Annotated in this window: 22 protein-coding genes; 9 read left to right on the top strand and 13 right to left on the bottom strand. The window is 64.9% G+C overall.

Going from position 1 to position 26,417, the window contains the following annotated elements; all coding sequences use genetic code 11:
• Window positions 1-162: 162 nt before the first annotated feature.
• The 3 genes from J1M81_RS22990 to J1M81_RS23000 are packed head-to-tail and all read left to right on the top strand — an operon-like array spanning window position 163 to window position 5,594.
• Window positions 163-738 carry an HhH-GPD-type base excision DNA repair protein gene (locus J1M81_RS22990; protein ID WP_027494555.1) on the top strand — a complete coding sequence of 192 codons (576 nt, stop codon included), beginning with the start codon at window positions 163-165 and terminating at the stop codon, window positions 736-738.
• 54 nt (window positions 739-792) lie between these two features.
• Window positions 793-3,186, top strand: coding sequence for a helicase-associated domain-containing protein (locus J1M81_RS22995; protein ID WP_206498915.1), 2,394 nt, complete (start codon window positions 793-795; stop codon window positions 3,184-3,186).
• 44 nt (window positions 3,187-3,230) lie between these two features.
• Entirely contained in the window at window positions 3,231-5,594 is a 2,364-nt protein-coding gene (locus J1M81_RS23000; protein WP_206498916.1) for a DNA polymerase III subunit gamma and tau, read from the top strand.
• 3 nt (window positions 5,595-5,597) lie between these two features.
• Here the strand turns inward: J1M81_RS23000 and J1M81_RS23005 are convergent, their stop codons facing one another.
• Window positions 5,598-5,840, bottom strand: a complete 243-nt coding sequence (locus J1M81_RS23005) for a hypothetical protein (protein ID WP_094663969.1) — start codon at window positions 5,838-5,840, stop codon at window positions 5,598-5,600.
• Window positions 5,841-6,073: 233 nt separating this feature from the next.
• On the opposite strand from J1M81_RS23005, the gene J1M81_RS23010 reads away from it, so the two are divergent.
• Window positions 6,074-7,285 carry an acetyl-CoA C-acetyltransferase gene (locus tag J1M81_RS23010; RefSeq protein ID WP_206498917.1) on the top strand — a complete coding sequence of 404 codons (1,212 nt, stop codon included), beginning with the start codon at window positions 6,074-6,076 and terminating at the stop codon, window positions 7,283-7,285.
• 9 nt (window positions 7,286-7,294) lie between these two features.
• A complete protein-coding gene (locus tag J1M81_RS23015; protein ID WP_204878975.1) occupies window positions 7,295-9,430 on the top strand; it encodes a 3-hydroxyacyl-CoA dehydrogenase NAD-binding domain-containing protein in 2,136 nt (711 codons plus the stop codon).
• 24 nt (window positions 9,431-9,454) lie between these two features.
• Here J1M81_RS23015 and J1M81_RS23020 read toward each other — a convergent pair whose 3' ends face one another.
• From J1M81_RS23020 to mihF, 5 genes are all read right to left on the bottom strand, one after another.
• A complete protein-coding gene (locus J1M81_RS23020) occupies window positions 9,455-10,513 on the bottom strand; it encodes an IS110 family transposase (protein WP_206498918.1) in 1,059 nt (352 codons plus the stop codon).
• Between the two features lie 546 nt (window positions 10,514-11,059).
• Window positions 11,060-11,716: a GntR family transcriptional regulator gene (locus J1M81_RS23025; RefSeq protein WP_052068700.1), complete on the bottom strand. Its 657-nt coding sequence runs from the start codon at window positions 11,714-11,716 to the stop codon at window positions 11,060-11,062.
• Between the two features lie 13 nt (window positions 11,717-11,729).
• On the bottom strand, window positions 11,730-12,902 hold the full coding sequence (locus J1M81_RS23030) for a cation:proton antiporter (RefSeq protein ID WP_027494548.1): 1,173 nt from the start codon (window positions 12,900-12,902) through the stop codon (window positions 11,730-11,732).
• 19 nt (window positions 12,903-12,921) lie between these two features.
• A complete protein-coding gene (locus tag J1M81_RS23035; RefSeq protein WP_027494547.1) occupies window positions 12,922-13,404 on the bottom strand; it encodes a cation:proton antiporter regulatory subunit in 483 nt (160 codons plus the stop codon).
• Between the two features lie 82 nt (window positions 13,405-13,486).
• Complete coding sequence (gene mihF / locus J1M81_RS23040) at window positions 13,487-13,801, bottom strand: integration host factor, actinobacterial type (RefSeq protein ID WP_008712632.1); 315 nt, start codon at window positions 13,799-13,801, stop codon at window positions 13,487-13,489.
• 344 nt (window positions 13,802-14,145) lie between these two features.
• Between mihF and J1M81_RS23045 the strand changes: the two genes are divergently transcribed.
• A complete protein-coding gene (locus J1M81_RS23045) occupies window positions 14,146-15,198 on the top strand; it encodes an alpha/beta hydrolase (protein ID WP_094651671.1) in 1,053 nt (350 codons plus the stop codon).
• A gap of 16 nt (window positions 15,199-15,214) precedes the next feature.
• Here J1M81_RS23045 and J1M81_RS23050 read toward each other — a convergent pair whose 3' ends face one another.
• Together J1M81_RS23050 and J1M81_RS23055 are read right to left on the bottom strand one after the other, a co-directional pair.
• Window positions 15,215-16,117: an oxygenase MpaB family protein gene (locus J1M81_RS23050; RefSeq protein WP_206498919.1), complete on the bottom strand. Its 903-nt coding sequence runs from the start codon at window positions 16,115-16,117 to the stop codon at window positions 15,215-15,217.
• Window positions 16,118-16,119: 2 nt separating this feature from the next.
• Window positions 16,120-17,637 (bottom strand): aldehyde dehydrogenase family protein, encoded by a 1,518-nt coding sequence (locus J1M81_RS23055; RefSeq protein WP_374223907.1) that lies wholly within the window; start codon window positions 17,635-17,637, stop codon window positions 16,120-16,122.
• Window positions 17,638-17,739: 102 nt separating this feature from the next.
• Between J1M81_RS23055 and J1M81_RS23060 the strand changes: the two genes are divergently transcribed.
• Window positions 17,740-18,414 (top strand): GntR family transcriptional regulator, encoded by a 675-nt coding sequence (locus J1M81_RS23060; RefSeq protein ID WP_204859157.1) that lies wholly within the window; start codon window positions 17,740-17,742, stop codon window positions 18,412-18,414.
• Window positions 18,415-18,420: 6 nt separating this feature from the next.
• On the opposite strand, the gene J1M81_RS23065 is transcribed toward J1M81_RS23060, so the two are convergent.
• Genes J1M81_RS23065 through J1M81_RS23075 form a run of 3 tightly spaced genes read right to left on the bottom strand, consistent with a single transcriptional unit; the run spans window position 18,421 to window position 21,694 of the window.
• Window positions 18,421-20,787, bottom strand: a complete 2,367-nt coding sequence (locus J1M81_RS23065; RefSeq protein WP_027494542.1) for an FdhF/YdeP family oxidoreductase — start codon at window positions 20,785-20,787, stop codon at window positions 18,421-18,423.
• A 48-nt stretch (window positions 20,788-20,835) separates the two neighbouring features.
• Entirely contained in the window at window positions 20,836-21,096 is a 261-nt protein-coding gene (locus tag J1M81_RS23070) for an acyl-CoA-binding protein (RefSeq protein ID WP_032364582.1), read from the bottom strand.
• Between the two features lie 28 nt (window positions 21,097-21,124).
• Entirely contained in the window at window positions 21,125-21,694 is a 570-nt protein-coding gene (locus J1M81_RS23075) for a TetR/AcrR family transcriptional regulator (RefSeq protein ID WP_027494540.1), read from the bottom strand.
• 23 nt (window positions 21,695-21,717) lie between these two features.
• Between J1M81_RS23075 and J1M81_RS23080 the strand changes: the two genes are divergently transcribed.
• Both J1M81_RS23080 and J1M81_RS23085 read left to right on the top strand, forming a co-directional pair.
• On the top strand, window positions 21,718-22,650 hold the full coding sequence (locus J1M81_RS23080; protein ID WP_206498921.1) for an oxygenase MpaB family protein: 933 nt from the start codon (window positions 21,718-21,720) through the stop codon (window positions 22,648-22,650).
• 28 nt (window positions 22,651-22,678) lie between these two features.
• The gene (locus tag J1M81_RS23085) at window positions 22,679-23,461 is read left to right on the top strand and encodes an alpha/beta fold hydrolase (RefSeq protein WP_057472554.1); all 783 of its coding nucleotides are present in this window, start codon (window positions 22,679-22,681) and stop codon (window positions 23,459-23,461) included.
• Window positions 23,462-23,513: 52 nt separating this feature from the next.
• Here the strand turns inward: J1M81_RS23085 and J1M81_RS23090 are convergent, their stop codons facing one another.
• Both J1M81_RS23090 and J1M81_RS23095 read right to left on the bottom strand, forming a co-directional pair.
• Window positions 23,514-24,830 (bottom strand): class I SAM-dependent methyltransferase, encoded by a 1,317-nt coding sequence (locus J1M81_RS23090; protein WP_206498922.1) that lies wholly within the window; start codon window positions 24,828-24,830, stop codon window positions 23,514-23,516.
• A complete protein-coding gene (locus tag J1M81_RS23095) occupies window positions 24,827-26,272 on the bottom strand; it encodes an FAD-binding oxidoreductase (RefSeq protein ID WP_206498923.1) in 1,446 nt (481 codons plus the stop codon). The genes J1M81_RS23090 and J1M81_RS23095 overlap by 4 nt, the downstream gene beginning before the upstream one ends.
• Window positions 26,273-26,417: the final 145 nt, after the last annotated feature.

The following is a 26,417-nucleotide window of genomic DNA, read 5'->3' on the forward strand; positions in this document are numbered from 1 at the left end:
CTCCTGACGTGTCCGCCGGCCTGCACGGCGAACTGTATTGGTTTGATCGGGCGGGTTCTCGAGAGAATCCGCGGGCTTGTCACTGCCGCCTCGCGCGCCACTGAACCGGCTTGTGGGAGCAATCGTCATCCGCTGTAGATGGCGCGTGGCAGGATCGAGGCCATGTCTCGCACTCTGAACCTCGTCGGCGATCCGGAGGCCGATGCATTGCTCGCCGAGGATCCGTTCGCGCTCTTGATCGGCATGCTTCTCGATCAGCAGGTGCCGATGGAATCCGCCTTCGCCGGGCCGAAGAAGCTCGTCGACCGTCTCGGTGATCTGAAGGTGGATACCGTCGCCGACGCCGATCCGGACGACTTCGCCGCATTGTGCGCGCAGACCCCGGCCGTGCATCGTTTTCCCGGCTCGATGGCCAAGCGCATCCAGGGACTCGCCGCATTTCTGGTCGAGAACTACGACGGTAAGCCGCAGGAGATCTGGACCCGCGACGACCCCGACGGCGCCGAGGTTCTGAAGCGTCTCAAAGCACTTCCCGGCTACGGCGATCAGAAGGCGCGCATCTTCCTCGCGCTGCTCGGCAAACAGATGGGCGTGACGCCCGACGGGTGGCGAAAGGCCGCCGGAGCGTACGGCGACGAGGGTGCACGTCGATCCATCGCCGATGTCGTCGACGAGAAGTCCCTGCTCGAGGTACGCGAATTCAAGAAGGCAGCGAAAGCGGCAGCCAAGAACAAATAAGTCTGTCGGTGCCCGTCGGTACGTTGTGGCAGAACTTGCGCCGGGGGGGACGAGATGACCGAGAAGATCGGGACGTACGAGGGGTGGCTGGCCTCGCTCGACGAGGACGCACTGACGGATCTGTTGCGACGTCGACCGGACGTGGCAACCGACCCGCCACCCCGCTCGTTCGGGTTGCTCGCGCAACTCCTCGGCTCGCCCTGGCGGGTGGCGGCCTTACCGCGGAAACTCGACAGAGGTGCGCTCGACCTGCTCGAGTTGTTCGCGCTCATGGAAGATCTCAGCCGCGCCGAGATCGGCCACTGGACGGGCGAGGGAATCTCGAACGAGACGGCGCATATCGATACGGCCCTGAACACGCTGATGGCCTACGGCCTGATCTGGCCGCACACGGCAGGGGGCTCGGACGCGGTCGAGTACCGCCCCGTCGATCTGTCCGGCGTGTTCTCGCACCCATTTGGGCTTGCTCGCAGGCAGCGAAAGTTGTTCTTGCACTGCGCCGTCGAGCAGGACCGACTTGCTTTGCTGACCCGCCTCGGAGTCGACTCCTCGCTCGATCGAGCCGAACGCGCCGACGCCGTCGCGGCCGCGATGACCCCCGAACGTATCCGAGCTTTGTACGACGACGGCCCGCCCGAGATGCGAGAGATGTTGTCTCGCTTCGTCGATGGACAACCGGCGTCATTGATCTTCGATGTGCCGCCGACCGCAGGTACGGCCGCCTTCGAGCGCGGGCTGCTGTATCGATTGGACGGGCATAGCGTCGGGGTGCCGTTGGAAGTGAGCATCGCGCTGCGAGGAGACGGGTGGCGATTGCCCATCGAGCTCAGGCTTCCAGAATTTGGCACTCATGCTCTCTCGCAGGATGACTCGCAGCGCGCCCGCTCCATCGCCTTGCTGCAGTTCTGTGAGCACACGCAGGCGTTGTTGACGGCAATCGACACCGATGGCCTGGCAATGATGAAGACCGGTGGCCTCAGCGCCAAAGAGCTCCGTGCGCTGACTGCTCGTCTGGGATTCGCCGACGAGCATCACACCGCGCTGATGCTGATGCTGGCGCGCGAAGCCGGTTTGCTCGCCGACCGGGGAAAGACCGGTATCGCATTGACCTCGACCTACGAAACATGGTCGACGAGCTCGCGATCCGAGCAGGCGGCAGCATTGCTGGCCGCGTGGTGGTGCTCGCCCTTCACTCCGACCCATCGGGTGCCACGATCCTCCCAGAAGACCGCGCCGGTGCTCAAGAAGATGCTCGACGATCCCGCAGCCGCAGACGTGCGTTCGACTGCCTTGACGGCTCTTCTGCGCCTCGGTGGATCCGACAGCCCGACGCCGGTGTTGTCCGATCCCGACGAATTCGCCCGCTACCTCGAGTGGCATATCCCGGTCGTCTCGACGAGCGCCGGGCCCGGCCACGTGCGCGCACTCTGGGCCGAGGCCACCCGCCTCGGAGTTCTGGTCGACGGCGCACCGACCGATCTGTGCGCCACCCTGACGGACTTCCGAGTGGGCCGAGACGGCGATCCGCGTCAGATCGCCTCCGCGCTGGCAACGCAGCTACAGGATCTGGCCGACTGGGTGCCGTTCTCGGTGCGCCTGCTGCCCGATTCGACCGCAGTGGTCACCGGGCCGCCGAGCACCGAGGTGGCGTCGATACTCGGTGCGGCCGCGCAACCCGAGTCGCGGGAAGTGGCGTCGGTCTGGCGGTTCACCCCGGCGACGATCCGCAGCTTCTTCGACACCGGTGGTACAGGGGAGGAGTTGATCGACGCCCTCGCCGAGATGGCCGACACCGACGTTCCCCAAGCCCTGGCCTACACGATCCGAGACTGTTGGCGCACCTACGGCGCACTGGCCGTGCGCAAGATCCCGTGCGCCATCGTCTCCGAGGACGTCGTACTGCTGACGAACATCGAGACGGACGAGGCATTGGCGGTGCTGAAGTTTCAGCGGCTCGCGCCGACAGTCCTGATCAGTTCTGCCACACCCATCGACACTCTCGCGGTGCTGCGCAGGCACGGATACTCCCCGGTGCGACATTCCGACACCGGCCGGCTCGAGCTGGACAGCGCGACCAAGGTCCGCGCCAACACCACCCGCACCCCGCACCCGAGCGCACCCGCAGCACCGGCTCGACGCGAATCACGCGAGCTGGCACAGCTGCTGCAGACAGGCGACCCCGACACCGTCGACGACGCGCGGGTGCGCTCCGCACTCAGCAGGCACAGCAGACTGCTGCCACGGGAGCTCGACGCGCTGACCGACGCCGCAGCGCGCGGCGCGCCCGTCTCGATCGACTATCAGAACTCCAAAGGCGCAATCGTGCGGCACGCGATCTCGGACGCGCTGCAGGACGGCAACTGGCTACTCGCGCTGTCGACGTCCACCGGCACTCGGGAAAGCTTCGCGATCATGAACATCAGAGCGGTGTCCGCCGGTCCGCACTGATGCACGATGCAACTGTGTCGTCGGTCGCCGGTACCCTTTCGGGCGTGGCCCTCTACCGGAAGTACCGTCCTGCGACGTTCGCCGAAGTCGTCGGTCAGGAGCACGTCACCGAACCGATCAGCGTGGCGCTCGATTCCAACAGAATCAACCACGCCTATCTCTTCTCAGGCCCTCGTGGCTGCGGAAAGACGTCCTCGGCGCGCATCCTCGCCCGATCGCTGAACTGTGCCGAAGGACCGACCTCCACCCCCTGCGGTGTGTGCAACTCCTGCGTCGCACTGGCACCGGGCGGGCCCGGCAACTTCGACGTCGTCGAGATGGACGCAGCCAGCCACGGTGGCGTCGACGATGCCCGCGACCTTCGAGACAAAGCCGTGTACGCCCCGGCCGAGTCGCGCTACGTCATCTTCATCATCGACGAGGCGCACATGGTCACCCCGGCCGGATTCAACGCGCTGCTCAAGGTCGTCGAGGAACCGCCGGAGCACCTGGTCTTCATCTTCGCGACCACCGAGCCCGAGAAGGTGCTCCCCACCATCCGCTCGCGAACCCACCACTACCCGTTCCGACTGCTCGCGCCGTCGACGATGCGGGGCCTGCTCGAAAAGATCTGTGGTCAGGAACAGGTCCCGGTCGAGGACGCGGTCTATCCACTCGTCATCCGCGCGGGTGGCGGCTCGCCGCGTGACTCGCTGTCGGTCATGGACCAGTTGCTGGCCGGAGCCGGACCGGAAGGCGTCACCTATCCGCGAGCTCTGTCGCTGCTCGGCGTCACCGACGTCGCGCTCATCGACGAGGCCGTCGACGCCCTGGCCGCGGGAGACGGCGGCGCACTGTTCGGCACCGTCGACAAGGTGATGGACGCGGGCCACGACCCACGTCGCTTCGCCATCGACCTTCTCGACCGCATGCGAGACCTGATCCTCATGAAGGCCGTACCCGACGCCGGTGAACGTGGCCTGGTCGACGTGCCGGGCGACGTCCTCGAACGACTCCGCGACGAGGCGGACCTGCTCGGCTCGGCGACGCTGACTCGCTACGCCGAGATCGTCCACTCGGGCCTCGGCGAAATGCGAGGGGCCACCGCGCCGCGTCTGCTGCTCGAAGTGATGTGCGCACGGATGCTGCTGCCCTCGGCCTCCGATGCGGAATCGGCCGTACTGCAAAGGCTCGAACGCGTCGAACGTCGCCTGGACGTCACGCTCCCTGCCGGTGAGCAAGCGGCAGTGGCACAGGCAGCCGCAGACCCGACACGACCACAGCTGCCCGCGACCGACGAGCCTGCGCCCTCCGGCCCGCCCCCGGTGAACAAGTTCCAGCGGCCGTCCCAGCGACAGCCGGCCGCCGAGTCCGCACCCGCTGCACCACCAGCCCCCGCTCCGACACCAGCGCCTGCGCCTGTCGCGGCACCCGAACCCATGGCGGTCCCGGAACCGTCTCCGGTGCCCGAGCCTGCAGCTCCCAAACCCGAGCCTGCAGCCCCCGAACCGGCTCCCGCACCCGAGCCGGCTCCGACACCCGAACCGGCTCCGACACCCGAACCGGTCCCGACACCCGAACCGGTCCCGACACCCGAACCGGCTCCCACGCCCGAACCGGCACCCACGCCCGAACCGGCACCCGCGTCGGAACCGACCCCCGAATCGGCACCGGTCACGACTCCCGCTGCAGCGCAACAGCATTCGGAACCTTCGCTGTCCCATGAGGATTTTCCGCCGGAGCCCGAGGACGAGTACGGCCCGGAGCCCGAGCCGGTGTACGAATCCGAACCCGAGCCTGTCGCGGCACCCGCGGTGGCCTCCAACGAGCCGGATGCGGCGGCCGTCCGCGCGGTGTGGTCCGAGGTGCGAACCAAGGTACGAGAGCGAAGCAGGACCGTCGAGGTGATGTTGTCCGGTGCGTCGGTACGGACCGTCGAGAACGGCACCATCACTCTCGGCCACGATTCGGCACCGCTGGCGAAGCGTCTCGAAGAACCCCGCAACGCCGATGTCATTCGGGACGCGTTGCGTGACGTGTTCGGCGTCGAATGGTCGGTGGTCTGTCTGGTGGGTGCTGCGGCAACACCGGAACCGTCATCAGCAAAAAAAGATGAACCGGCAGCGAAACCCGCGTCGCTGCCGAAGTTCTCGAGGCCGAGCCAGGCAGGGGCTCCCCGTCCGACGTCGGACGGTTTCGGTTCAGCGGGCGATGGATCGGACGCAGATATTCCGATGCCCGAGGCCCCGGACTATCCCGATGATCCCGAGCCGGTAGGTCCGCCGCCTCCGGAGACACCGGAGGACGAGGAAGAACTGCTCAAGGCCGCGGCCGAACCCGCGGACCCGTCGGTTCGTCGGGACCCGGAAACGGTCGCCATGGAGCTGCTGGTGAGCGAACTCGGAGCGGTACCGCTCAAGGAGATCTGAGGCTCAGGCGAGCGTGAGATCGTCGGTGTCGACGAATACCAATCGGCCGCTGTCGAGAGCGACGGCCCAACGCTTGGCGACAGCCCAGTTCCGCGAGGTGCTGTCGGTCGCTTGGACTCCGAAGTCGTCGACGATTGCGCCGGTCTCGTAGGCGTCGGATCCAGAACTGTCGGCTTCGGACTTGTCGTCGTTGCGAGTGCGTACCTTGACGCGAGCGCCCACGGTCGGTTCGTTGTCGGTTTCCATGGTCGGTCTTCTTTCGCCTTCGGTCGATCTGACGCATCGTAATTTCCCATGACGGGGTCGTTCAAACCTGAACCGCATCGTGGGTCATGCGAAACGCTCGTTTCGGTCCTTATGTCGGATCGGTATGCCAACTTACTGTGGCATGAGCTGAGGTCTGTCATGGCCTCGCACCGACGCGATCGGCCGGCACGGCGATCGCGACAAGATCGAGTATGTGGAAGGAACTGCGCGCTGTGACTACAGAGGCATTCATTTACGAGGCCATCAGGACTCCCCGAGGTAAAGGAAAGAACGGCTCCCTGCATTCGGTGAAGCCGATTTCCTTGGTGACCGGGCTGATCGACGAGCTTCGTCGACGTTTCCCCGACATGGACGAGAACCGAATCTCCGACCTCATCCTGGGCGTGGTCTCGCCCGTCGGAGATCAGGGTGCCGACATCGCCCGCACGGCCGTGCTCGCAGCCAAGATGCCCGACACCGTCGGCGGCTTCCAGCTCAACCGCTTCTGCGCGTCGGGCCTCGAGGCCGTCAACCTGGCCGCGCAGAAGGTGCGCTCGGGCTGGGACGAACTGGTTGTCGCCGGCGGCGTGGAGTCGATGTCTCGCGTGCCGATGGGCAGTGACGGCGGCGCATGGGCCATGGACCCGGCCACCAACTACGACACCTACTTCGCCCCGCAGGGCATCGGTGCCGACCTGATCGCCACCATCGAAGGATTCACCCGCGAGGACGTCGACGCGTATGCCGTCCAGTCCCAGGAGCGCGCCGCTGCGGCGTGGTCCGGTGGCTACTTCGCCAAGTCCGTCGTTCCGGTCACCGACCAGAACGGTCTGCTGATCCTCGATCAGGACGAGCACATGCGTCCGGGCAGCACCGTCGAGTCGCTCGGCAAGCTGAACCCGGCATTCACCGGTATCGCGGCCATGGGCGGGTTCGACGACGTGGCGCTGCAGAAGTACCACTGGATCGAGAAGATCGATCACGTCCACACCGGCGGAAACAGCTCCGGCATCGTCGACGGCGCAGCCCTCGTCCTCGTCGGCAGCGAGCAGGCGGGCAGGGACCTGAACATGGTCCCGCGCGCCCGCATCGTCGCGACGGCCACCAGTGGTGCCGACACGACCATCATGCTCACCGGACCGACCCCGGCGTCGAAGAAGGTTCTCGCCACCGCGGGACTGACCGTCGACGACATCGATCTGTTCGAGCTCAACGAGGCGTTCGCTTCCGTCGTGCTGCGTTTCCAGAAGGATCTGAAGATCCCGAACGAGAAGCTGAACGTCAACGGCGGCGCCATCGCCATGGGCCACCCGCTCGGTGCCACCGGAGCCATGATCACCGGCACCGTGCTCGACGAGCTCGAGCGCCGCGGCGGCCGGTACGCCTTGATCACCCTGTGCATCGGCGGCGGCATGGGCGTTGCCACCATCATCGAGCGAGTCTGAGGTAGAACGATGTCTGACAACATGATTCAGTGGGACCAGGACGCCGACGGCATCGTCGTTCTGACGATGGACGACCCCAACCAGGGTGCAAACACGATGAACCAGCTGTACAAGGACTCGATGGGCGCGACGGTCGACCGCCTCGAGGCCGAGAAGGACAGCATCACCGGAGTCGTGCTGACCTCCGCCAAGAAGACGTTCTTCGCCGGCGGCGATCTGCACACCCTCATCGAAGCCAAGCCCGAGGACGCCCAACGGGTGTTCGACGAGGTCCAGGAAGTCAAGGGACAGCTGCGTCGGCTCGAGAAGCTCGGTAAGCCGGTCGTGTCCGCCATCAACGGCGCGGCACTCGGCGGCGGACTCGAGATCGCGCTCGCGACGCATCACCGCATCGCGGCCGACGTTCCCGGCGTGCAGATCGGTCTGCCCGAGGTCTCGCTCGGTCTCCTGCCCGGCGGCGGCGGCGTTGCCCGCATCACCCGGCTGCTCGGCATCCAGACCGGCTTCATGACGGTCCTCGCGCAGGGCACTCGGTTCCGTCCGGCCAAGGCTCTCGAAATCGGTCTGGTGCACGAATTGGTCGGCAGTATCGACGAATTGGTGCCCACCGCCAAGGCATGGATCAAGGCCAACCCCGAGGGTGGCGTCGCACCGTGGGACGTCAAGGGATACAAGATCCCCGGCGGCACGCCGTCGAATCCGAAGCTCGCACAGATCCTGCCTGCTTTCCCGTCCAACCTGCGCAAGCAGATCAAGGGCGCACCGATGCCGGCTCCGCGCGCGATTCTCGCTGCGGCAGTGGAGGGTGCACAGGTCGACTTCGACAATGCGTGCACCATCGAGTCGCGGTACTTCACCGAGTTGGTCACCGGTCTGGTGTCCAAGAACATGATTCAGGCGTTCTTCTTCGACCTGCAGGCGATCAACGCCGGCAAGTCTCGTCCCGACGGCATCGAGAAGACCACCTTCACCAAGGTCGCGGTTCTCGGCGCAGGCATGATGGGCGCGGGCATCGCGTACGTGTGTGCCAAGGCCGGAATCGACGTGGTGCTCAAGGACGTTGCCCTCGAGTCGGCGCAGAAGGGCAAGGCGTACTCCGAGGCCATCGAGGCCAAGGCACTCTCGCGTGGCAAGACCACCCAGGAGAAGTCGGACGCTCTGCTCGCACGCATCCACCCGACCGCCGATGCCAAGGACGTCGAAGGTGCCGACCTCGTCATCGAGGCCGTCTTCGAGTCGGAAGAGTTGAAGCAGAAGGTCTTCCAGGAGATCGAGGACCTCGTCGATCCGACGGCGCTGCTCGGTTCCAACACCTCGACGCTGCCCATCACGAGCCTCGCTCAGGGCATCAAGCGTCAGGAAGACTTCATCGGCATCCACTTCTTCTCACCCGTCGACAAGATGCCGCTGGTGGAGATCATTCGCGGCGAGAAGACGTCGGATGCGGCCTTGGCCAAGGCCTTCGACCTCGTGCAGCTCATCAAGAAGACCCCGATCGTCGTCAACGACAGTCGTGGATTCTTCACCTCTCGCGTGATCGGTACGTTCATCAACGAGGCCATCGCGATGTTGGGCGAGGGCGTCGAGCCGTCGACCATCGAGCAGGCCGGTCTGCAGGCCGGTTACCCGGCTGCGCCGCTGCAGCTTTCGGACGAGCTCACGCTCAACCTGATGCAGAAGATCCGCAAGGAAACCTACGACGCCATCAAGGCTGCCGGTGGAACACCTCCCGAGGATCCGGCCGGCGAGGTCATCGACAAGATGGTCGACGAGTTCGAGCGTCCGTCGAAGGCCAAGGGTGCGGGCTTCTACGAGTACGAAGACGGTAAGCGCGCCGGCCTGTGGCCTGGACTGCGTGATGCGTTCAAGTCGGGTTCGGCGGACATCCCGTTCGAGGACCTCAAGGAACGCATGCTGTTCATCGAGGCCATCGAGACGCAGAAGTGCTTCGACGAGGGTGTCCTGAACACCACCGCCGACGCCAACATCGGTTCGATCTTCGGTATCGGCTTCCCGGCATGGACGGGTGGCGTGCACCAGTACGTCGTCGGCTACCCGGGTGGTCAGGCCGGATTCGTCGCTCGCGCGGACGAATTGGCCAAGAAGTACGGCGAGCGCTTCCAGGTTCCTGCCTCGCTGCGCTGACCCCATGTGATGCTCCTATGAGTGTCAAGTGGCAGTTTTCTGGGTGAGATGTTGGAACATTTCGCGGGCGACGGCTCGCTTGAGGCAGCGGATGATGTCGCGTTTGCTCTTGCCTTCAGCGAGTCGTCGGTCGCGGTATTGCTGGGTGCGGGTGTCGTATTTGAGGCGGGCCATGACGATGACGTGTAACGCTCGGTTGGCCTGCCGGTTGCCGCCGCGGTTGAGTCGGTGGCGGGTGGTTTTGCCCGACGATGCGGGTATGGGTGCGACGCCGCAGAGGCTGGCGAATGCTGCTTCGGAGCTGACGCGGTGGGGGTTGTCACCGACGGTGATCAGCAACTGTGCTGCAGTTTCGTAGCCCACCCCGAACCGGCCGACGAGGTCTCCGGCGGCATCGTCGATGAGCACTGCGAGGTTCTTGTCCAGTGCCTTGATGTCGGTGTCGAGGAGCTGGATCCGTCGCGCCACCGACCGCAGTGCAGTCTTGATCGCCGCGGTCAGTGCACCTGGAGTGACGGCGGTCGGGCGCAGTGCTGCGCATGCGTCGATCAATGCGACTGTTGTCAGACCCCGGAGCTGTTCTCGAATCGGTTCGGGTGCGTTGACGACGGCAGATTTGAGACCTGTGATCGCCTCGGCGCGAGCTTTCACCGCGGAGCGACGAGCGTTGTGCAGGAACCGAATTGCCTCGACGTCCCCGTCGTGGGTCTTCGGGATCGTGCGAGCGAGCCCGGCCGCAGCGATGCGAGCAGCACTGTAGGCATCGAGCGGATCGGATTTGCCGTGAAAGCGCCGCGAGCGGCGGTCGGTGCGGTCGACATCGACGACCTCGAGGCCCGCTGCGAGCAGGACCGTGGTCAGCGCGGAGCCGTAGCTTCCGGTGCCTTCGATTCCGACTCGGACGACGATGCCGGTCCCGATCAACCATGCCAGCAGTGCGCGGTAGCCGGCGCCGGTTGCCGGGAACTCTCGGTCGCAGATTTTGCGGCCGAGGTGGTCGATGATCGCCGCGTGGTGGGTGTCTTTGTGAGTATCGATGCCTGCAATGACGGTGAGGCTGACATCGGGTGGGTTTTCGGTCATGCTGGACACTGGTTATCCCTTCGACAGGTGACCACGCACCGGCCGGGACGGCGGACAACACAGTGACGGGACTCTTTGGTCAGGCTCCTATCAAGTCACTCCGCCCACCGGTCGCGTGTGAACGATGTCCGTCGAGGCGAAGGCCGACACATCACATGAAAGACAGCCATCGGCGTCAGAGCGGAAACGAGTCATACCTTCCACCTCGACGAACGACTCCAGTATCACTGAGTGGAAATGCGTAGCAGAGCCCGTGTTCAGTCTGGGGACATATGAGACACGAGATGTCCACGGACATGTGACACACGGGCTGTGATGATGCTGCGGGGCACTGTGACCGGCTATGGAGTAATCCATGGCCAGATCGGATGCCCGGATGCATCCGGGCATCCGATCTGGCCATGGATTACTCCATAGCCGGTCACAGTGCCCCGCAGCATCATCACAGCCCGTGTGTCACATGTCCGTGGACATCTCGTGTCTCATATGTCCCCAGACTGAACACGGTGCCTGCTACGAGTTTCCACTCACGTGCGCGTAGCGCTCTCATCCGCGATGCGCGATCAACCTCTCGGCGCCGTCTGTGAATTGTTGCTTCATCAATTCGCAGGCGGCGTCGATGTCGTTTCGAATCAGGGCCGCGATCAGATCCTCGTGATTGCGCACGGCTGCTCGGCCCCAGTCGCGGTCGGTGGCGTAGAGACGGGTCGGGGTATAGCGGGTGGCGTTGTTGAGAAACCACGCCAACTTGGACGACTCGGCCAGACGGTTCAGCACGCGATGGAACTCGAACTCGATGTTCTCGACGTCCTCGGCCTTGCCGTTCTCGACGGCGACCGACAGTGCGTCGGTGAGCTCGGTGAGCCGATCCAGTTCGACCTCGGTGATCTTCGGTGCCGCCCGGCGTACTAGTTCGACCGCGATCTGCCCCTGCAGCCAGAAGATGTCGACGATGTCGCTCGGCGTCAGCGCAGACACCACATAGCCGCGGTGGGGGACGAGCTCGACGATGCCCTCACCACGCAAGGTCAGTAGCGCCTCACGCACCGGGGTGACGCTGACGCCCAGCTGGGCTGCGGTCTCGTCGAGCCGGATGAAGTCTCCCGGACTCACCTCTCCGGACATCACCAGGTGCCGGACGTGGCTGGCGACTTCCTCGGACAACTGCGGCCGTCGCCTCAGAGCCGTCCGCTTGTCTGCCATGTCGAAAAGCCAATCACACCGCGGGCTTGGTCCGGAGCACAACCTTCGCGACGGGTTCGACGACGCGGGCAGCAATCGGCCCCAGGATGGCCATCAGCAGCACGTACGCGGTCGCCAGGGCTGCCAGTTCGCCTTCGACAGCCCCCGCGGCGACGGCCAGTCCGGCGATGACGATGGAGAACTCTCCGCGCGCCACCAACGCCGCACCGGCGCGTAGTCGTCCCGGCCTGCCGATTCCCTGCCGACCTGCCGCCCACCAGCCCGTCGCGATCTTGGTCGCGGCGGTGGTGACGGCGAGGACGACGGCCCAGCCCAACACTGGCGGGATGGTCGACGGGTCGGTGCCCAGACCGAACACGACGAAGAACATCGCAGCGAACAGGTCGCGTAGGGGTTCGAGGACGCGGGTCGCGTTGTCGGCCGTCGAGCCCGAGATCGCGATTCCCAACAGGAACGCGCCGACGGCCGCCGAGACTTGCAGTTCCGACGCGATGCCGGCCACCAGCAGGGCGGATCCGAGGACTTTGAGCAGGACGATTTCGCGGTCGGGACTGTCGACGATCGCCGAGACGAATCTGCCGTATTTCAGCGCGACGACCAACACGAAGGTGATGACGAACAGTGAGATGCCGAGGGCTTCGAGTCCGCCGAGGAAGCTGACTCCGCTCAGCACTGCGGTGAGGATCGGGAGGTAGATGGCCATCGCGAGGTCTTCGAAAACCAGGATCGACAACACGACGGGAGTTTCACGGTTTCCCAGTCGGCCCAGGTCGGTGAGAACTTTGGCGATGATGCCCGACGACGAGATGTACGTGACGCCGCCCATCACGAGCGCGCCGACTCCGCCCCAGCCGAGCAGCAGCGCGACGACGGCACCGGGCGCGAAGTTGAGGACGATGTCGACCAGACCGGCCATCCACGATCGACGCAGGCCGGTGACGAGCTCGGTTGCGGTGTATTCGAGGCCGAGCAGCAGCAACAGCAGGATGACGCCGATTTCGCTGGCGATCTCGCTGAACTCGTCGATGCCGCCGAGGTTGACGAATCCGCCGTTGCCGAAGGCCAGTCCGCCGAGCAGGTAGAACGGGATGGGGGAGACGCCGATCCGGCCGGCGAGACGAGCGAGAAGTCCGAGAACGAAGAACACGGCACCCAGCTCGGTGAGGGCGAGCGCGCTCTCGGCCACGGGTCAGCCCCGACTGATCTCAGGCATTGCCGAGCAACTTGGCTGCTGCGTCCAGTCCGTCCGCGGTGCCGACGGCGACCAGCAGGTCACCTGCGGCGAGCGTGAAGTCGGGGGTGGGTGACGGTTGTACCTGGCCGGCGCGCATGACAGCGACGACGGATACTCCGGTCTTGGTGCGCATGGCGGTGTCGCCGAGTGTGCGGCTGACGAACCGTGAATTCGCGCGAATGGGGAGTTGACGAGTGTTGATTCCGGGGAGGTCGCGATGCTCTTCCCCGAGCTGAGCAATGAGTTGCGGCGACCCGAGCAGATTGCCCAGGGCCGCCGCTTCCTCATTGCTCAGGGTGATGGACGCTTGCGTCGCATCGGGGTCGTCCTTGCGCGAAACGATCAACTCGTTCGCGCCGTCCTTGCGGGTGATGACGCCGATGCGGCGCCCGGAAGCGAGGGCAAAATCTTTCCGCACCCCGATTCCGGGCAGCAGGGTCACTTCGACGTTCATGGTCGAAATGCTAGCCCTGCAGGCAACGCGTTATCGCAGGATCAGGAGTGGAGCCTGCAGGAACGACCCGTGAAAATGTGAATCAGGATGCGACGGCAGCGAGCAGCGCTTCGCGCTGGTTTGCGCCGAGGCCGCCGATGCGGCGCGTATCTGCGATCGACAGCTGCTCGAGCAGCTGTGCGGCGCGCACGGATCCAACGCCCGGCAGGGCCTTGATCAGCGCGGACACCTTGGTCTTCTTGACGATCTCGTCGTTCTCCGCCTTGGCGAGGACGTCAGCGACGCTCAGTTCGCCGGACTTGACGGATGCGAGCAGCTTCGACCGCGCAGTGCGTGCCTCGGCCGCCTTGGCCAGCGCCGCGGTGCGCTGTTCCGGTGTCAATACTGGTAAAGCCATGGCCTGTTCTCCTCGATTGTGGTGACCCGTCGCTCGTTGACAGGTCTCGACCCTCTTGCATCGTGCCTGGTGGCTCTTCCAATCTAACCGAACAACACGGGTGTCATTCACGGTCGAACCACCGAACCTCCCTCGCCAGGCTACGTCCTATCCGATTCGGGGTGTGCCCCGACCAGCACTTCGGCCTTCTGGAGCCGGTGTGTGCTGGGTGTTCGACGCCTCGAGCCGGCTCGGTCGGGAGCGGTCGCATGCGTTTTTCGATGGGCGACGCGAGCGTCGTGCCGTGGGCGCTACGGCCAGTGACGCCGTATCCGAACGGTCGGTCGGATTGTTATTCTGGCGGCATGATGCGCACCCGAGGACTGCTGGCCGGACTGGCCGCGTCGATGCTCCTGCTCGTCGGCGCGGGTACCGCGGCCGCTGCTCCGATCAACGTTCCGTGGTCACCCGACGACGCGCTCGATTCGGAGGTCAGCTTCGAGTCCGGTGGCATCACCTTCTACGGCAGCCTTCGCATGCCGGTCGGCGACACCCGCGGCGTGGCATTGGTGCTGCCGGGCAGCGGGCCGACCGACCGCAACGGGAACTCGGGTGATCTGCAGCTGAATACGACCGCATACGTCGCCGACGAGCTGTCGCGACGCGGTATTGCGAGCCTGCGTTTCGACAAGCTCGGGAGCGGCCGCACCGGCCTGGCCGGGGTGGATCCGAACAATCCGCCCGGCTTCGATGCGCAGGTCGACAATGCTGCGGACGCACTGGCGTTCCTGCAGCAGCGCACCGGTGTCGGGGCGGATCGCACGACGGTGATCGGGCACAGCGAGGGCGCACTGACGGCGCTGCGCCTTGCTGATGCAGACAGCGCGGCGTTCACCCATGTCGGCCTGCTCGAGCCGTTGTCGATCCGCTACCTGGATCTGCTGACCGCACAGGTCGATCGCAACATCGGCGAGGCCGTGGCGGTCGGCCAGTTCACCGAGGAGCAGGCCGCGTCGTCGAGGGATCGCTTCGCCCAGGCCGTCACCGATATTCGCGCGGGACAACCGCTGTCCGCGGAGCCCGACCCGATCGTCGACGGTCTGGGACTGCGGCAGAGCGCCACCTTCCTGCGTGAAGCGGATGCTACGGACCCGGCGGATCTGGCTGCCGCGCTACCGGACTCGTACTCCTCGTTCCTGACCTGCTCGGACAAGGACCTGAACGTCTCCTGCGGCCAGGTCGAGAACGTGCGAGTGGCCCTGGGCCACACCGATCTCCACTTCGCGCACTTCGCCAACAGCTCGCACATGCTGGGCGAGCTCGGCCCGCTGCCCGCCGATCCGAACACCGCCTTGGCACCGCTGCCGCTCTCGGGGGAGTTTCGCGATGCGTTCGGCCGGTGGGTGGACGGACTCTGACCCGTCGAGTTGGCAGTTACGTCGTCGCTACCGGACAACCGCGAATCGGTGATGCGGCCTGGGTGCCCAGATCGCGCGGGCTGTACCCGACGGGATAGCCGGGGTAGGTCTTGTTGCCTGCGTCGGCTGTCGTGCGTGAGTGTTTTCTCGTGGGCAGGAATCGCTCCACGCGGGCCTTGGTCCGCAGCGCCCGCACCGCGGCCCGTTCCAGCGTGGGTGAGCCCGCGGGAAAGCCGAATGCGTTCGCCATCCGATCGTCGAGCAACGCGAACACGCCCTGCCGGACGGCCGGGGTGAGCGCGGCGGGAAACCACGAGCAGTAGAGATCGAGTGTGTAGGTGCCGATGCGACGGTTGTCCTCGCCGAAGCGGAACGTGCGTTCTTCGTAATCGAGCTTGAACTGTGCGAACTCGGTGTACGACTCCGGAATGTCCCTGATGCCCATGCGTTTACCCACTTCGCTGTAGAAGTGGAAGGTCGCGAGCCGCTCGTGGGGATGCAGGCGACGCCACCCGTAGGTGTCGATCCATTCGATGGGCTCGTAGATGAACGTCGTGAGCACGTACAGCATGTCGTCGTTGCAGATGTCGTACTGCGCGTGCATTCGATTGACCGTCCGCAACGATTCGCGACCTCGTTCGGAGTCGTATCCGTGTTCGACCATTTCCGACATCAGCAGCGAGGTGTCGTCGTACCGCTTCTGCGGTCGCTTCTCGAACTCGCCGGTCCGGGCCAGCAGAGCGGAGATCGTCGGCACGCAATAGGTTCGGAACAAGGCGAATTCGAGGGCCCGCTGATAATCCCAGGGGAACTCGTACCCCGCGGTGATCCGGTGAATGGTGTGACAGTCGCGGACCGGGTCGAGTTCCTCGACGCGGCGCAACCACCCGTATCGACCCCGACCCGGCGCGATGTCCATGGTCAGCCTCGTCCGTGGCGGAGTTTGAGCGCCAGCACCGAGAGCTTCATGTTCCGGGCTTTGCGCTTCATCGTCAACAGATCGATCGGTGCCGCGAAGCCCTGCACGGTCAGTGATTTGACGGTGCTGAATTCGCGAAGGCCGTCGTCGCCGTGAATGCGGCCGAAGCCCGAGTCGCCCGTTCCGCCGAACGGCAACGCCGGCACGCCGGCGAAGCCCAGCACCGAATTGACCGTCACAACACCACAATCGAGCTTCTCGGCGGCGCGTCGCCCGACCGCGGTGTCCTTGGTGAACACCGATGCACCCAGACCGTAGGAGGACGCGTTGGCGCGGGCGATGGCCTCGTCCAGGTCGCGGACCTTGTTGACGACGACGGTGGGCCCGAACGTCTCCTCGGTGATCGCGGTCGAATCCTCGGGAACGTCGGTGAGGACGACGGGGTCGATGTACGGCCCGTGCAGTGAGTCGAGACCTCCCACCACTGCGGTGCCGCCCTTGGCCAACGCATCCTCGATCTGGGCGCGGACGATGTCGCTCTGCTTGCCCAGCGTCATCGGGCCGTAGGACGAGGTCTTCGATCCACCGGGCTTCAATTCCTTGACCGCCCTGGTGAATTCGGCGACGAACCGGTCGTAAACCGGGGCGGCGACGTAGATACGTTCGACTCCGGCGCAGGTCTGCCCGGCATTGCCCATCGCGCCGAACGTCGCGAACTCCACGGCCGCAGAGATATCGGCGTCGGCGTCGATGAGCATCGCGTCCTTACCGCCGCACTCGGCGATCAACGGCGTCAACGATTTCGCGCACGTGGCCATGACTTTCTTGGCCGTCGCGGTCGAGCCGGTGAATGCAATCTTGTCGACGCCGGCTTCGACCAGGGCAGTGCCGGTGGAACCGTCGCCGGTGATCGTCTGGAACACCGGGTGGGGAGCGGCGAGCGACTGCCACTTCTCGGCCAACCAGACCCCGACACCCGGGGTGAGTTCGCTGGGCTTGAAGACGACGGTGTTGCCTGCGGCGAGGGCGTACGCGATCGACCCCATCGGCGTGTACAGCGGGTAGTTCCACGGCCCGATGACGCCGACGACGCCGAACGGGCGGTAGCTGACGTAGGCCTTCTGGTTGATGGCGAGCAGACCCGATCCGACCCGGCGCTGTTTCAGGGTCTTGCCGGCGTGACGCGCCGCCCAATCGATGTGTTCGACGCCCAACATGACTTCCAGCAGGGAGTCCTCGTCCGGCTTGCCGGTTTCGGCGGCGATGACGGCGGCGAGGCTCGCGGCGTCGCGGGCGATCGAGGTCTTGAATTCGAGGAGCCACCGCTTGCGGCCCTCGAATCCCTGCGCGTCCCACCACCGGGCGGCCGAGCGGGCGCGGGCCACGGCGATCTCGACCTCGGCGGCGTCGGCGATCGGGTACGTGGCGAGTGCGAGACCCGTTCTGGGATCGAGGCTTTCGAAGGTGCTCTCGTTCGTTCGTTCGATCTGGTCCGTCACGGGCTCTATCCTCCAGCAGATCGCATCACATATATTTGATGTGATTCAATGTTCTCCAGGACACACTATGCGTCCGTCACCGTTGCAACAACCCCCGCCGCCCCGCTGTGCAGGAGATGTGGAATGAGCCTCGATCTCACGCGCACGGCATCATCGAAACAGCCGATTCCGCGACGTCCGCAGTTGTCCGAGGATGTCGCCGTGAACATTCGTCGCAGGATCGTCGCCGGTGCGCTGAAGCCGGGGACGTTCGTCCGCATCGACGAGACCGCAGCAGAGTTGGGAGTCAGTGCCACCCCGGTACGCGAGGCGCTGGTGTCGCTGCGCGGCGAAGGGCTGCTCGAATCGGTCCCGCATCGGGGCTACCGCGTCGTCGAACTGACACAGCAGGACATCGACGACATCTTCTGGTTGCAGGGCACGATCGCCGCGGCCCTGGCCGAGCGCGCATCCCGGCGGGTGACGGCGGAGCATCTCCAGCAGTTGACCACCCTCAACGACGACCTACGCGACGCCGTGACACGCGCCGACGCCGATGCCGTCGAACGGTGCGAGTTCGAGTTTCACCGCGCCATCAACAAGATCGCAGGCGGCACCACATTGGCGTGGTTTCTGCTCGGTGCCGTCAAGTACACCCCGACGCATCTCCATGCGTCCGACACCGACTGGGGACGGCGGGCGGTACGCGGCCACGAGGAATTGATCGAGGCGATGCGTCGAGCCGATCACCGGGCCGCCGGTGAACTGATGCGACATCAGTTCACCGACGCAGCGACCCTGGTTCGATCGTTCAGCTGAGTTCGATCAGCTGAGGTGATGCGGCTGGGGGTGCGACTTGTGCCCCTCGTCCGAGCCCTCGTTGTCCTGATGACCATTGGATGTGCCCTGCGCTCCTGTTCCCGCCGGAACCATCGAGATGATCACCGACTTCGAGGTAGGGCAGTTGCTCTGCAGCGCAGTCGAATCCAACGGGATCAGCGGATTGGTCTCGGGGTAGTACGCAGCAGCCGACCCACGCGGGGTGTCGTACTCGACGATGCGGAACGACGGCGCGCACCGTTCCACGTCGTCGTCGTCCCACTTGGTGACGAGATCGACCATGTCGCCGTCGCGGAAGCCGAGCGTCGAGATGTCTTCTCGGTGCACGAAGATGACGCGTCGGCCGTTCTCGATGCCGCGGTACCGATCGCTGAGGCCGTAGATCGTCGTGTTGAACTGATCGTGGCTGCGCAACGTCTGCAGAATCAGATGGCCGGGCGGAACCTGCAGCACGTCGATCGGCGAGACGGCGAATTCGCCCTTCCCGCTCTTGGTTTCGAACGTCCTGCTGTCGCGAGGGGGATGCGGTAGGACGAAGCCGCCGGGGCGTCGAACATTGACCTCGTACCCTTCGCAACCGGCGACGACGCGCGAGATGTGCGTGCGAATGTTGCGGTAGTCGTCGCGGAAACCCTTCCAGTCGAGACCGTATCGGTCGCCGAGTGTCGCCTCGGCGATTCCGCTGACGATCGCGACCTCCGAGCGCAGGTACGGGCTCGCGGGCTTCAGCGGTCCTCGTGACGAGTGCACCGAGCAGGTGGAGTCCTCCACCGAAATCCATTGCTCACCACTGGCTTGCACGTCCTTCTCGGTGCGTCCGAGGGTCGGCAGAATGAGAGCGGTCTCGCCGCAGACGAGATGCGAACGGTTGATCTTCGTGGAGATCTGCACGGTCATGCGCATCTTGCGCAGCGCCTCGAACGTGACGTCGCTGTCGGGCGTCGCCTGTACGAAGTTGCCGCCGAGGCCGAGGAAGAAATGGGCCTTGCCGTCGCGCATGGCGCGGATCGAGTCGACGGTGTCCAAGCCGTGCTCACGGGGCGGCTCGAAGTCGAACTCTGCCGCCATGGCGTCGAGGAAGGCCACCGGAGGGCGCTCCCAGATGCCCATCGTTCGGTCGCCCTGCACGTTCGAATGGCCACGAACCGGAAGCAAACCGGCACCGGCCTTACCGATGTTTCCTTGCGCGAACGCGAGATTGGTGACTTCCTTGATGGTGGCGACGGCATTGCGATGCTGCGTCAGACCCATCGCCCAGCAGAAGACGGTGGCCTTGGAGTCGCGCAGCATTTCGGCGGCCTCGGTGATCTGCTGCATCGACAGACCGGTGACCTCGGTGACGAGATCGAAATCGACCTCGGCAACGTGTGCCTTCCACTCGTCGAATCCGACGGTGTATTCGCCGAGGAATTCGTGATCGAGGGCGTCCCACTTCACCAACAGCGCCCCGAGGGCCTGGAACAGAGCGAGGTCGCCGTTGAGCTTGATCGGCAGGTGCAGATCCGACAGATCGGTACCGGGACCGACCATGCCGCGCGGGGTCTGGGGGTTCTTGAAGTTCAGCAGTCCCGCTTCGCGAAGGGGATTGATGGACAGAATCTTTGCGCCGTTCTGCTTCGCCAGCTCGAGGGCGGAGAGCATACGCGGGTGATTCGTGCCGGGATTCTGGCCGGCCAGGATGATCAGTTCGGCGTTGTGAACGTCGTCGAGCGTGACGCTGGCCTTGCCGATGCCGATGGATTCCTGCAGCGCGATGGACGTCGACTCGTGACACATGTTGGAGCAGTCGGGCATGTTGTTGGTGCCGAACGACCGAGCGAACAACTGGTAGATGAACGCGGACTCGTTGGACGCACGACCCGAGGTGTAGAAGATGGCCTCGTCCGGGCTGGCCAGGCTCTTCAACTCGTCGCCGATCAGACGGAACGCATCGTCCCATTCGATGGGCTCGTAGTGGCTGCCGCCGGGGAGCTTGATCATCGGATGCGTGATGCGGCCTTGCTGACCCAACCAGTGTTCGGTGTGCGCATCGAGCTCGGCAATGCTGTGCTGCGCGAAGAACTCCGGAGTGGCCCGCGTGGTCGTCGCCTCCTCGGCGACGGCCTTGGCACCGTTCTCGCAGAACTCGGCGGCGTGCCGATGACCCGGATCGGGATCGGGCCACGCGCAGCTCATGCAGTCGAAGCCCTCGGCTTGGTTCAGCTTGAGGAGCGTCTGCGCGGTGCGCTTGGGACCCATGTGTCCCAGCGCGCGCTTCATCGACACCGCAACGGCGGTGGCACCTGCCGCATGGGTTTTCGGCTTCTCGATGTCGAGCTCGGCCTCGTCGACGTCGCTGTCGGTGCGTCTCATGCGGGTCCCTTCGTTGCGTTACCCCCGCCCTCGACCATAGCCGTAGGCTCAGCCGGCGAGGAGTGCGGTCACCAAATCCACGTACTGCTGTTTCGCCGAATCCTGGCTCGTGCCTTCGAGCTTCGCCCAGGCATCGAACTTTGCGCGGTTCACCATGTCCAGCCGTCCGGGACGCTTACCCGTCACGTCTCCGATCGAACCTTGCTTGAAGAGCGAGTACAGGCGCAGCAGATCGTCGTTGCTCGGCTTGGACGTGAGCTTTTTGACGTCAACCTGCGCATCGGCGAACGACTGGTCGAGATCGGACATGAACGAGCTCCTTCGGCTGTAGGTGCCGTCATCCTTGCACGGCGGCCTGCTCGAGGATGCGAATACAGTGCGCGACGAGAGCGTCGCGAGTGGCGTCGAGGGTGCCGTCCAGAAAACCGATGAACAGAGCCGTCAACGCGCCGACGGTTCCGACGGCGACGAGCTGCCGGTCGGCGGACTCGGGTAGCCGGGCACGAACCAGTTCGACGAACCCGGGCAGCAGGTCGAGTCCGCGTCGGCTCAGCGCAGGTTCGGCCAACGGAGCGATCAGCAGCACTCGTCCCATCCGAGGCTCGTCGACGACGATTTCGACGAACGCCCGGACGGGCGCGGCCACGGCGTCCTTCGGTGGTGCTCCGGCGACGGCGTTCTCCAGGGCCTCCTGCGCCCGAGCCCCTACCCAGGCGTAGACCGCGCGAACGAACGTGTCGCGATCGGTGAAGCTCTCGTAGAAGTAGCGCTCGGTGAGTCCGGCTGCGCGGCACACGGCGCGCACGTTGACCGCAGGTCCCTCCTGCGCGCCGAGGAGTTCGATCCCCGCATCGAGCAACGCGTCGTATCGCATGGATCTGCGCTCTTCCAACTGTTGACCACGCATGTTGTCGAGGCTACTTTGACAACATGCGTAGTCAGTTCGATCGACCTGTCCCACTCGGTCCCGACTCGCTCACCTGGAAGTACTTCGGTGACTGGCGGGGGATGTTGCAGGGCGTGTGGGCGGGGTCGATGCAGAACATGCACCCGGGCCTCGGAGCGGGCGTCGAACAGCATTCGACGTTCTTCGACGAGCGATGGCAGCGCCTCTACCGCTCCCTGTATCCGATCGGGGGAGTGGTGTTCGACGGCGACCGCGCCGAGGAGACCGCCCACCAGGTTCGCGGCTACCACAAAGACATCAAGGGAATCGACTCGAAAGGGCGCACGTACCACGCCCTCGATCCCGACACCTTCTATTGGGCACACGCGACGTTCTTCATGGGCACGGTTCTCACCGCCGACCGTTTCATGGGCGGACTGACCGAAACGCAGAAACTGCAACTGTTCGACGAGCACGTGCAGTGGTACCGGCTCTACGGCATGAGCATGCGATCGGTGCCCGAGACCTGGGCCGAATTCCAGAAGTACTGGGAGCACATGTGCACACACGTGCTGGAAGACAACATGGCTGCACGTGGAGTGCTGGATCTGTCCGCGCTCGGACGGCCGCCGTATGCCTCCTGGCTGCCGGAACGAGTGTGGGCCGTGCTGCGCAGACCGGTGGCATCGTTGTTCGTCTGGATCACCGTCGGGCTCTACGACCCGCCCGTCCGGGAGCTACTGGGATACACCTGGTCGGAGCGGGACGCACGACGGTTCGCGGTGTTCGGCAGGGCGGTGAACCTGGCGTTCGGGCTGGTGCCGCGTCGTCGCCGACTCCATCCGCGCGCCCGGGCCGGCTGGGATCGCGTGGCGGGCCGCAGGCCGGCATCGGCTCCCCTGGTGCACACGCCTGCCCGCAATCTGCCGCCGGCGCAGCGTCGCTCGCACCCGTCGCACTACAGCCCGAAAGTGTAGGTTTCCGGTCTCCGGGTAAGACGCGGGTATGTACAACGTCAGAACTGGCAGCGGGTCGCCGCTGGTCCTCGTCCACGGGCTCGGGTCCTCGTACCGCAACTGGGATCCGATCGTCCCGGCACTCGCGGAGCACCGCGAGGTCATCGCCCTCGATCTCCCCGGGTTCGGACGGACACCGCCGCTGGCCGACGTGTCCATCGCGTCGTTGACCGATGCCCTGCGCGCGTACCTCGACAGCGAGGGATTGTCCGACGCCGATCTCGTCGGCAGCTCGATGGGCGCGCGGATGGTCGTCGAGCTGGCCCGACGGGGTCACCGGGGGTCGATGGTCGCCCTCGACCCGGGCGGCTTCTGGAACGACCGCCAGGTCAAGGTGTTCGGGGCGACCATCACGGCATCGCTGGCGTTGATGAAGCGGGCGCAGCCGCTGGTGCCTTTCCTGGCCGGGAACCCGATCACCAGAACCGCTGCACTGGCGCAGTTCTCGGCCGCGCCGTGGAAATTGCCGAGCGGACTGGTCGAACGGGAGCTGAAGGGCTTCTCTGCCAAGACTTCACCCTCGCTCGATGCCGCTCGCAAGGCGCTGATTCACGGGCCCAAGCAGCAGGGTGCCCCGAAAGGTTCCCTGCAGGGGTCGCTGCTCATCGGCTGGGGCCGTCAGGACAAGGTGACGACGCCCAGCCAGGCGGAGGTGGCGATGCAGCGTTTCCCCGACGCCACCCTGCACTGGTTCGACAAATGCGGACACTTCCCGCACTGGGACCAGCCGACCGAAACCGCCCGAGTCATCCTGCGGGCGACCGGTCGCTAGCTCCCATGTGAGTGGAACCTCGTAGCCTGCTACGAAGTTCCACTCACAAGGCTCAGCCGTTCCACCACGGACGCAGAGGTACGTCGGCCTGACCTTTCGGTCCCAGCTTGACCGCCAGAACCTGGTGCAGCTGAACGACATTGCGCTCGAATCCCAAGCGGGACCCGGCCATGTACAGGCCCCAGACACGGGCGGTTACCTCGCCGGCCTCGGCGACGCACGCATCCCAGTTGTCCACCAGGTTCTGGCACCACCCGGCGAGGGTCAGCGCGTAGTGCTCGCGCAGGTTCTCCTCGTGCCGGACCTCGAGGCCGACGTCCTGGATCTCGGTGATGATGCGACCCGATCCGGTCAGCTCCCCGTCGGGAAAGACGTACCGGTCGATGAAGCTGCCTGCCTTGGCGTGCGCGCGGTTGTCGGGCCGGGTGATCGAGTGGTTCAGCAGTCGACCACCGTCACGCAGCTTGGACTGGATGAACGTGAAGTACGCCGGGTAGTTGCCGACACCGATGTGCTCGGTCAGCCCGATCGACGAGATCGCGTCGAAATTCGTCTCGGGCACGTCGCGGTAATCGGAGAAGCGAACCTCGGCGAGGTCCGCAAGACCCTCGTCTTCGATGGCCTTCTGCGCCCACGAGGCCTGCTCCTGCGAGAGAGTCACACCGATGACCTGAACTCCGCGTCGCGCTGCATAGCGCACCATCGAACCCCAGCCGCACCCGATGTCGAGCAGGCGATCACCGGGCTGCAGACCCAGTTTGTCGAACACCAACCGATACTTGTTCTCCTGCGCGGCCTCCAGAGACTGCTCGACATTCTCGAATGCCGCACAGGTATACGTCATCGAGGGACCGAGGACCATCTCGTAGAACCTGTTGGACACGTCGTAGTGATGGTGGATCGCTTCGGCATCGCGTGTCTTCGAATGCCGCAGACCTTCGGCGATGCGACGCCACCGCGGAATCGCCTCCTGGGGCGGAGGAGCGATGGGACGCAGCACGTCCCAGCCGAGCGACCGAGCGATCGAGGTCAAGGTCATGGCCGACGGGCGGCGGAAGTGGAGCTCGTCGCCCATCAGCGCAAGCAGTTCGTAGGGATCGCCGGGATGAACACCGGTGGCCTCCAGATCGCCGGAGACATAGGCGCGGGCCATGCCGAGATCACCGGGAGCTGTTGCGAGATAGGTGGTTCCGCGTGGGCTCTTGAGGTTGAGGCCGATCTTGGCATCCTCGGGGCCGGCCACGCTGCCGTCGTACGCGGTGAAACGCAGGGGAATGTTGCCGTCGGAGATCAGCTCGAGGATCTCGGAGATCTTGAGTTTCTGTGGCCCGTTCACCGTGCGATTGCCGGAGTCCTTGAACGTCGTCATTTGCGCTGCACCGCCTTCGAGTACAAATCCAGCAATCGGGATTCGGGATCGTATTTCTTCTTCAGTTCTCTGTATTTCTCGCCGCCGTAGAGAACGGCGAATTCATCCTCGGTGTAGTAAGCGTCCGAGTACAGCGATTTATGCCCCTCGAACTCGGTGACCTTCTTCTCGATGGCGCGGTTCGCGGCACCCTCGGGTCGACCGGGCACGATCGGCACCGACGACCAGAAGCCGACGTTGACGTAGGTGCGCTTGGGCTCGAGCGGGTACAGCGGCCACGGCCTGGACGGATCGGCTCCGGGGGCGGCCGGTTCGCGAAGACGCAAGGGGCACAACCACAACGGCTCGATCGGAATCTCGTCGAGAAACCAGCGTACGAATCCGGCGGTGTGTTCGATGGGAACCTCGACGTCCTGTACGACGCGTTCGCGCGGCGGATTTCCCTTGCGCTTCTCGAGTCGATCGGCGATGTCGTACTTGCGATCGAGGCCGATCAACTTCCAGTAGAAGCTGCTGCGCCGGTACTTGCGCGGCCAGAAGCGTCGGATCCGGGGGTTCTGGGTTCCGAACGCACGCGAGCACCAGAACCAGTCGGTGTCCCAGCGCCACAGGTAATCGTGGATGGTGAACCGATCGGTCTTCGGAGTGTCCGACGAATGCTGGATCGAGCGGTAGAAGATGTCGGCACCGGTGTAGTCGCTGACGGGTCCGGGCTCGTCGGTCTGGACCCCGAGAGTGAGGTAGCTTTCGTCGGCGCTGAAGACGACGCCGTCCAGGTACTGAACGTCGATGCCGTCGTACTCACGCCGAGCGACGATGGTGTCCATCGTGGCCTGAAGCGCGTCCAGATCGTGGAATCGCAAGTGGCGCAGGGTAACGAATGGAAGTACCGGCTCGAGTTCGATCTTCAGCCGCGTCGAGTAGCCGAGAGTGCCGTACGAGTTGGGAAAGCCCCAGTACAGGTCTGCGTGCTCGCCCTCGGGTGTTGCCGTGAGGATCTCACCGCTACCGGTGAGGACGTCGATCTCGAGTACCGACTCGTGCGGAAGCCCGCTGCGGAACGACGTCGACTCGATGCCGAGTCCGGTGACCGCGCCGCCGAGGGTGATCGTCTTGAGCTGCGGAACGACGAGAGGGGCGAGGCCGTAGGGCAGCGTCGCGTCGACCAGATCCTCGTACGTGCACATCCCCGCCACGTCGGCGGTGCGAGCCGCGGCATCGACGGTGACGACCTTGCTCAATCCCGAGACGTCGAGTCCCGGCATCTTCGAGGTCGTCCTGGCCCGAAACAGGTTGGACGTCTTCTTAGCCAGACGCACCGTCGCGTCGGTCGGTATTGCGCGATAGCTGCGAAGCAACTTCTCGACACCCGACCGATGCGCTGCGTAACCGCTCTCCCTCGGTTCTGGCCGTCGTCCGAGAAGAGCATTCACTGAAGCCACGAGTAGACGCTATATCTCGTACTGCTCGGTATCCACCGAAGCTGCCGACGGTCCGGTGAAACTTCACGCAACTGTTGTCGAATCGGACGGCTCAAACGGAACTATTCGGACAAATGGTTGCATCATGCATGTGTTTTCCGATGAT

Origin of the sequence: Rhodococcus sp. KRD175, assembly GCF_017168275.1 — a bacterium.
GTDB lineage: Bacteria > Actinomycetota > Actinomycetes > Mycobacteriales > Mycobacteriaceae > Rhodococcoides > Rhodococcoides fascians.

Excerpts from the sequence above, each read along its gene's own strand:
- J1M81_RS23025 (WP_052068700.1), bottom strand. The coding sequence starts at position 11,716 with ATGGCAGACAAGCGGACGGCTCTGAGGCGACGGCCGCAGTTGTCCGAG.
- J1M81_RS23045 (WP_094651671.1), top strand. The coding sequence starts at position 14,146 with ATGATGCGCACCCGAGGACTGCTGGCCGGACTGGCCGCGTCGATGCTC.
- J1M81_RS23050 (WP_206498919.1), bottom strand. The coding sequence starts at position 16,117 with ATGGACATCGCGCCGGGTCGGGGTCGATACGGGTGGTTGCGCCGCGTC.
- J1M81_RS23065 (WP_027494542.1), bottom strand. The coding sequence starts at position 20,787 with ATGAGACGCACCGACAGCGACGTCGACGAGGCCGAGCTCGACATCGAG.
- J1M81_RS23020 (WP_206498918.1), bottom strand. The coding sequence starts at position 10,513 with ATGACCGAAAACCCACCCGATGTCAGCCTCACCGTCATTGCAGGCATC.
- J1M81_RS23080 (WP_206498921.1), top strand. The coding sequence starts at position 21,718 with ATGCGTAGTCAGTTCGATCGACCTGTCCCACTCGGTCCCGACTCGCTC.
- J1M81_RS23075 (WP_027494540.1), bottom strand. The coding sequence starts at position 21,694 with ATGCGTGGTCAACAGTTGGAAGAGCGCAGATCCATGCGATACGACGCG.
- J1M81_RS22990 (WP_027494555.1), top strand. The coding sequence starts at position 163 with ATGTCTCGCACTCTGAACCTCGTCGGCGATCCGGAGGCCGATGCATTG.
- mihF (WP_008712632.1), bottom strand. The coding sequence starts at position 13,801 with ATGGCTTTACCAGTATTGACACCGGAACAGCGCACCGCGGCGCTGGCC.
- J1M81_RS23060 (WP_204859157.1), top strand. The coding sequence starts at position 17,740 with ATGAGCCTCGATCTCACGCGCACGGCATCATCGAAACAGCCGATTCCG.
- J1M81_RS23070 (WP_032364582.1), bottom strand. The coding sequence starts at position 21,096 with ATGTCCGATCTCGACCAGTCGTTCGCCGATGCGCAGGTTGACGTCAAA.
- J1M81_RS23015 (WP_204878975.1), top strand. The coding sequence starts at position 7,295 with ATGTCTGACAACATGATTCAGTGGGACCAGGACGCCGACGGCATCGTC.
- J1M81_RS23005 (WP_094663969.1), bottom strand. The coding sequence starts at position 5,840 with ATGGAAACCGACAACGAACCGACCGTGGGCGCTCGCGTCAAGGTACGC.
- J1M81_RS22995 (WP_206498915.1), top strand. The coding sequence starts at position 793 with ATGACCGAGAAGATCGGGACGTACGAGGGGTGGCTGGCCTCGCTCGAC.
- J1M81_RS23090 (WP_206498922.1), bottom strand. The coding sequence starts at position 24,830 with ATGACGACGTTCAAGGACTCCGGCAATCGCACGGTGAACGGGCCACAG.
- J1M81_RS23085 (WP_057472554.1), top strand. The coding sequence starts at position 22,679 with ATGTACAACGTCAGAACTGGCAGCGGGTCGCCGCTGGTCCTCGTCCAC.
- J1M81_RS23035 (WP_027494547.1), bottom strand. The coding sequence starts at position 13,404 with ATGAACGTCGAAGTGACCCTGCTGCCCGGAATCGGGGTGCGGAAAGAT.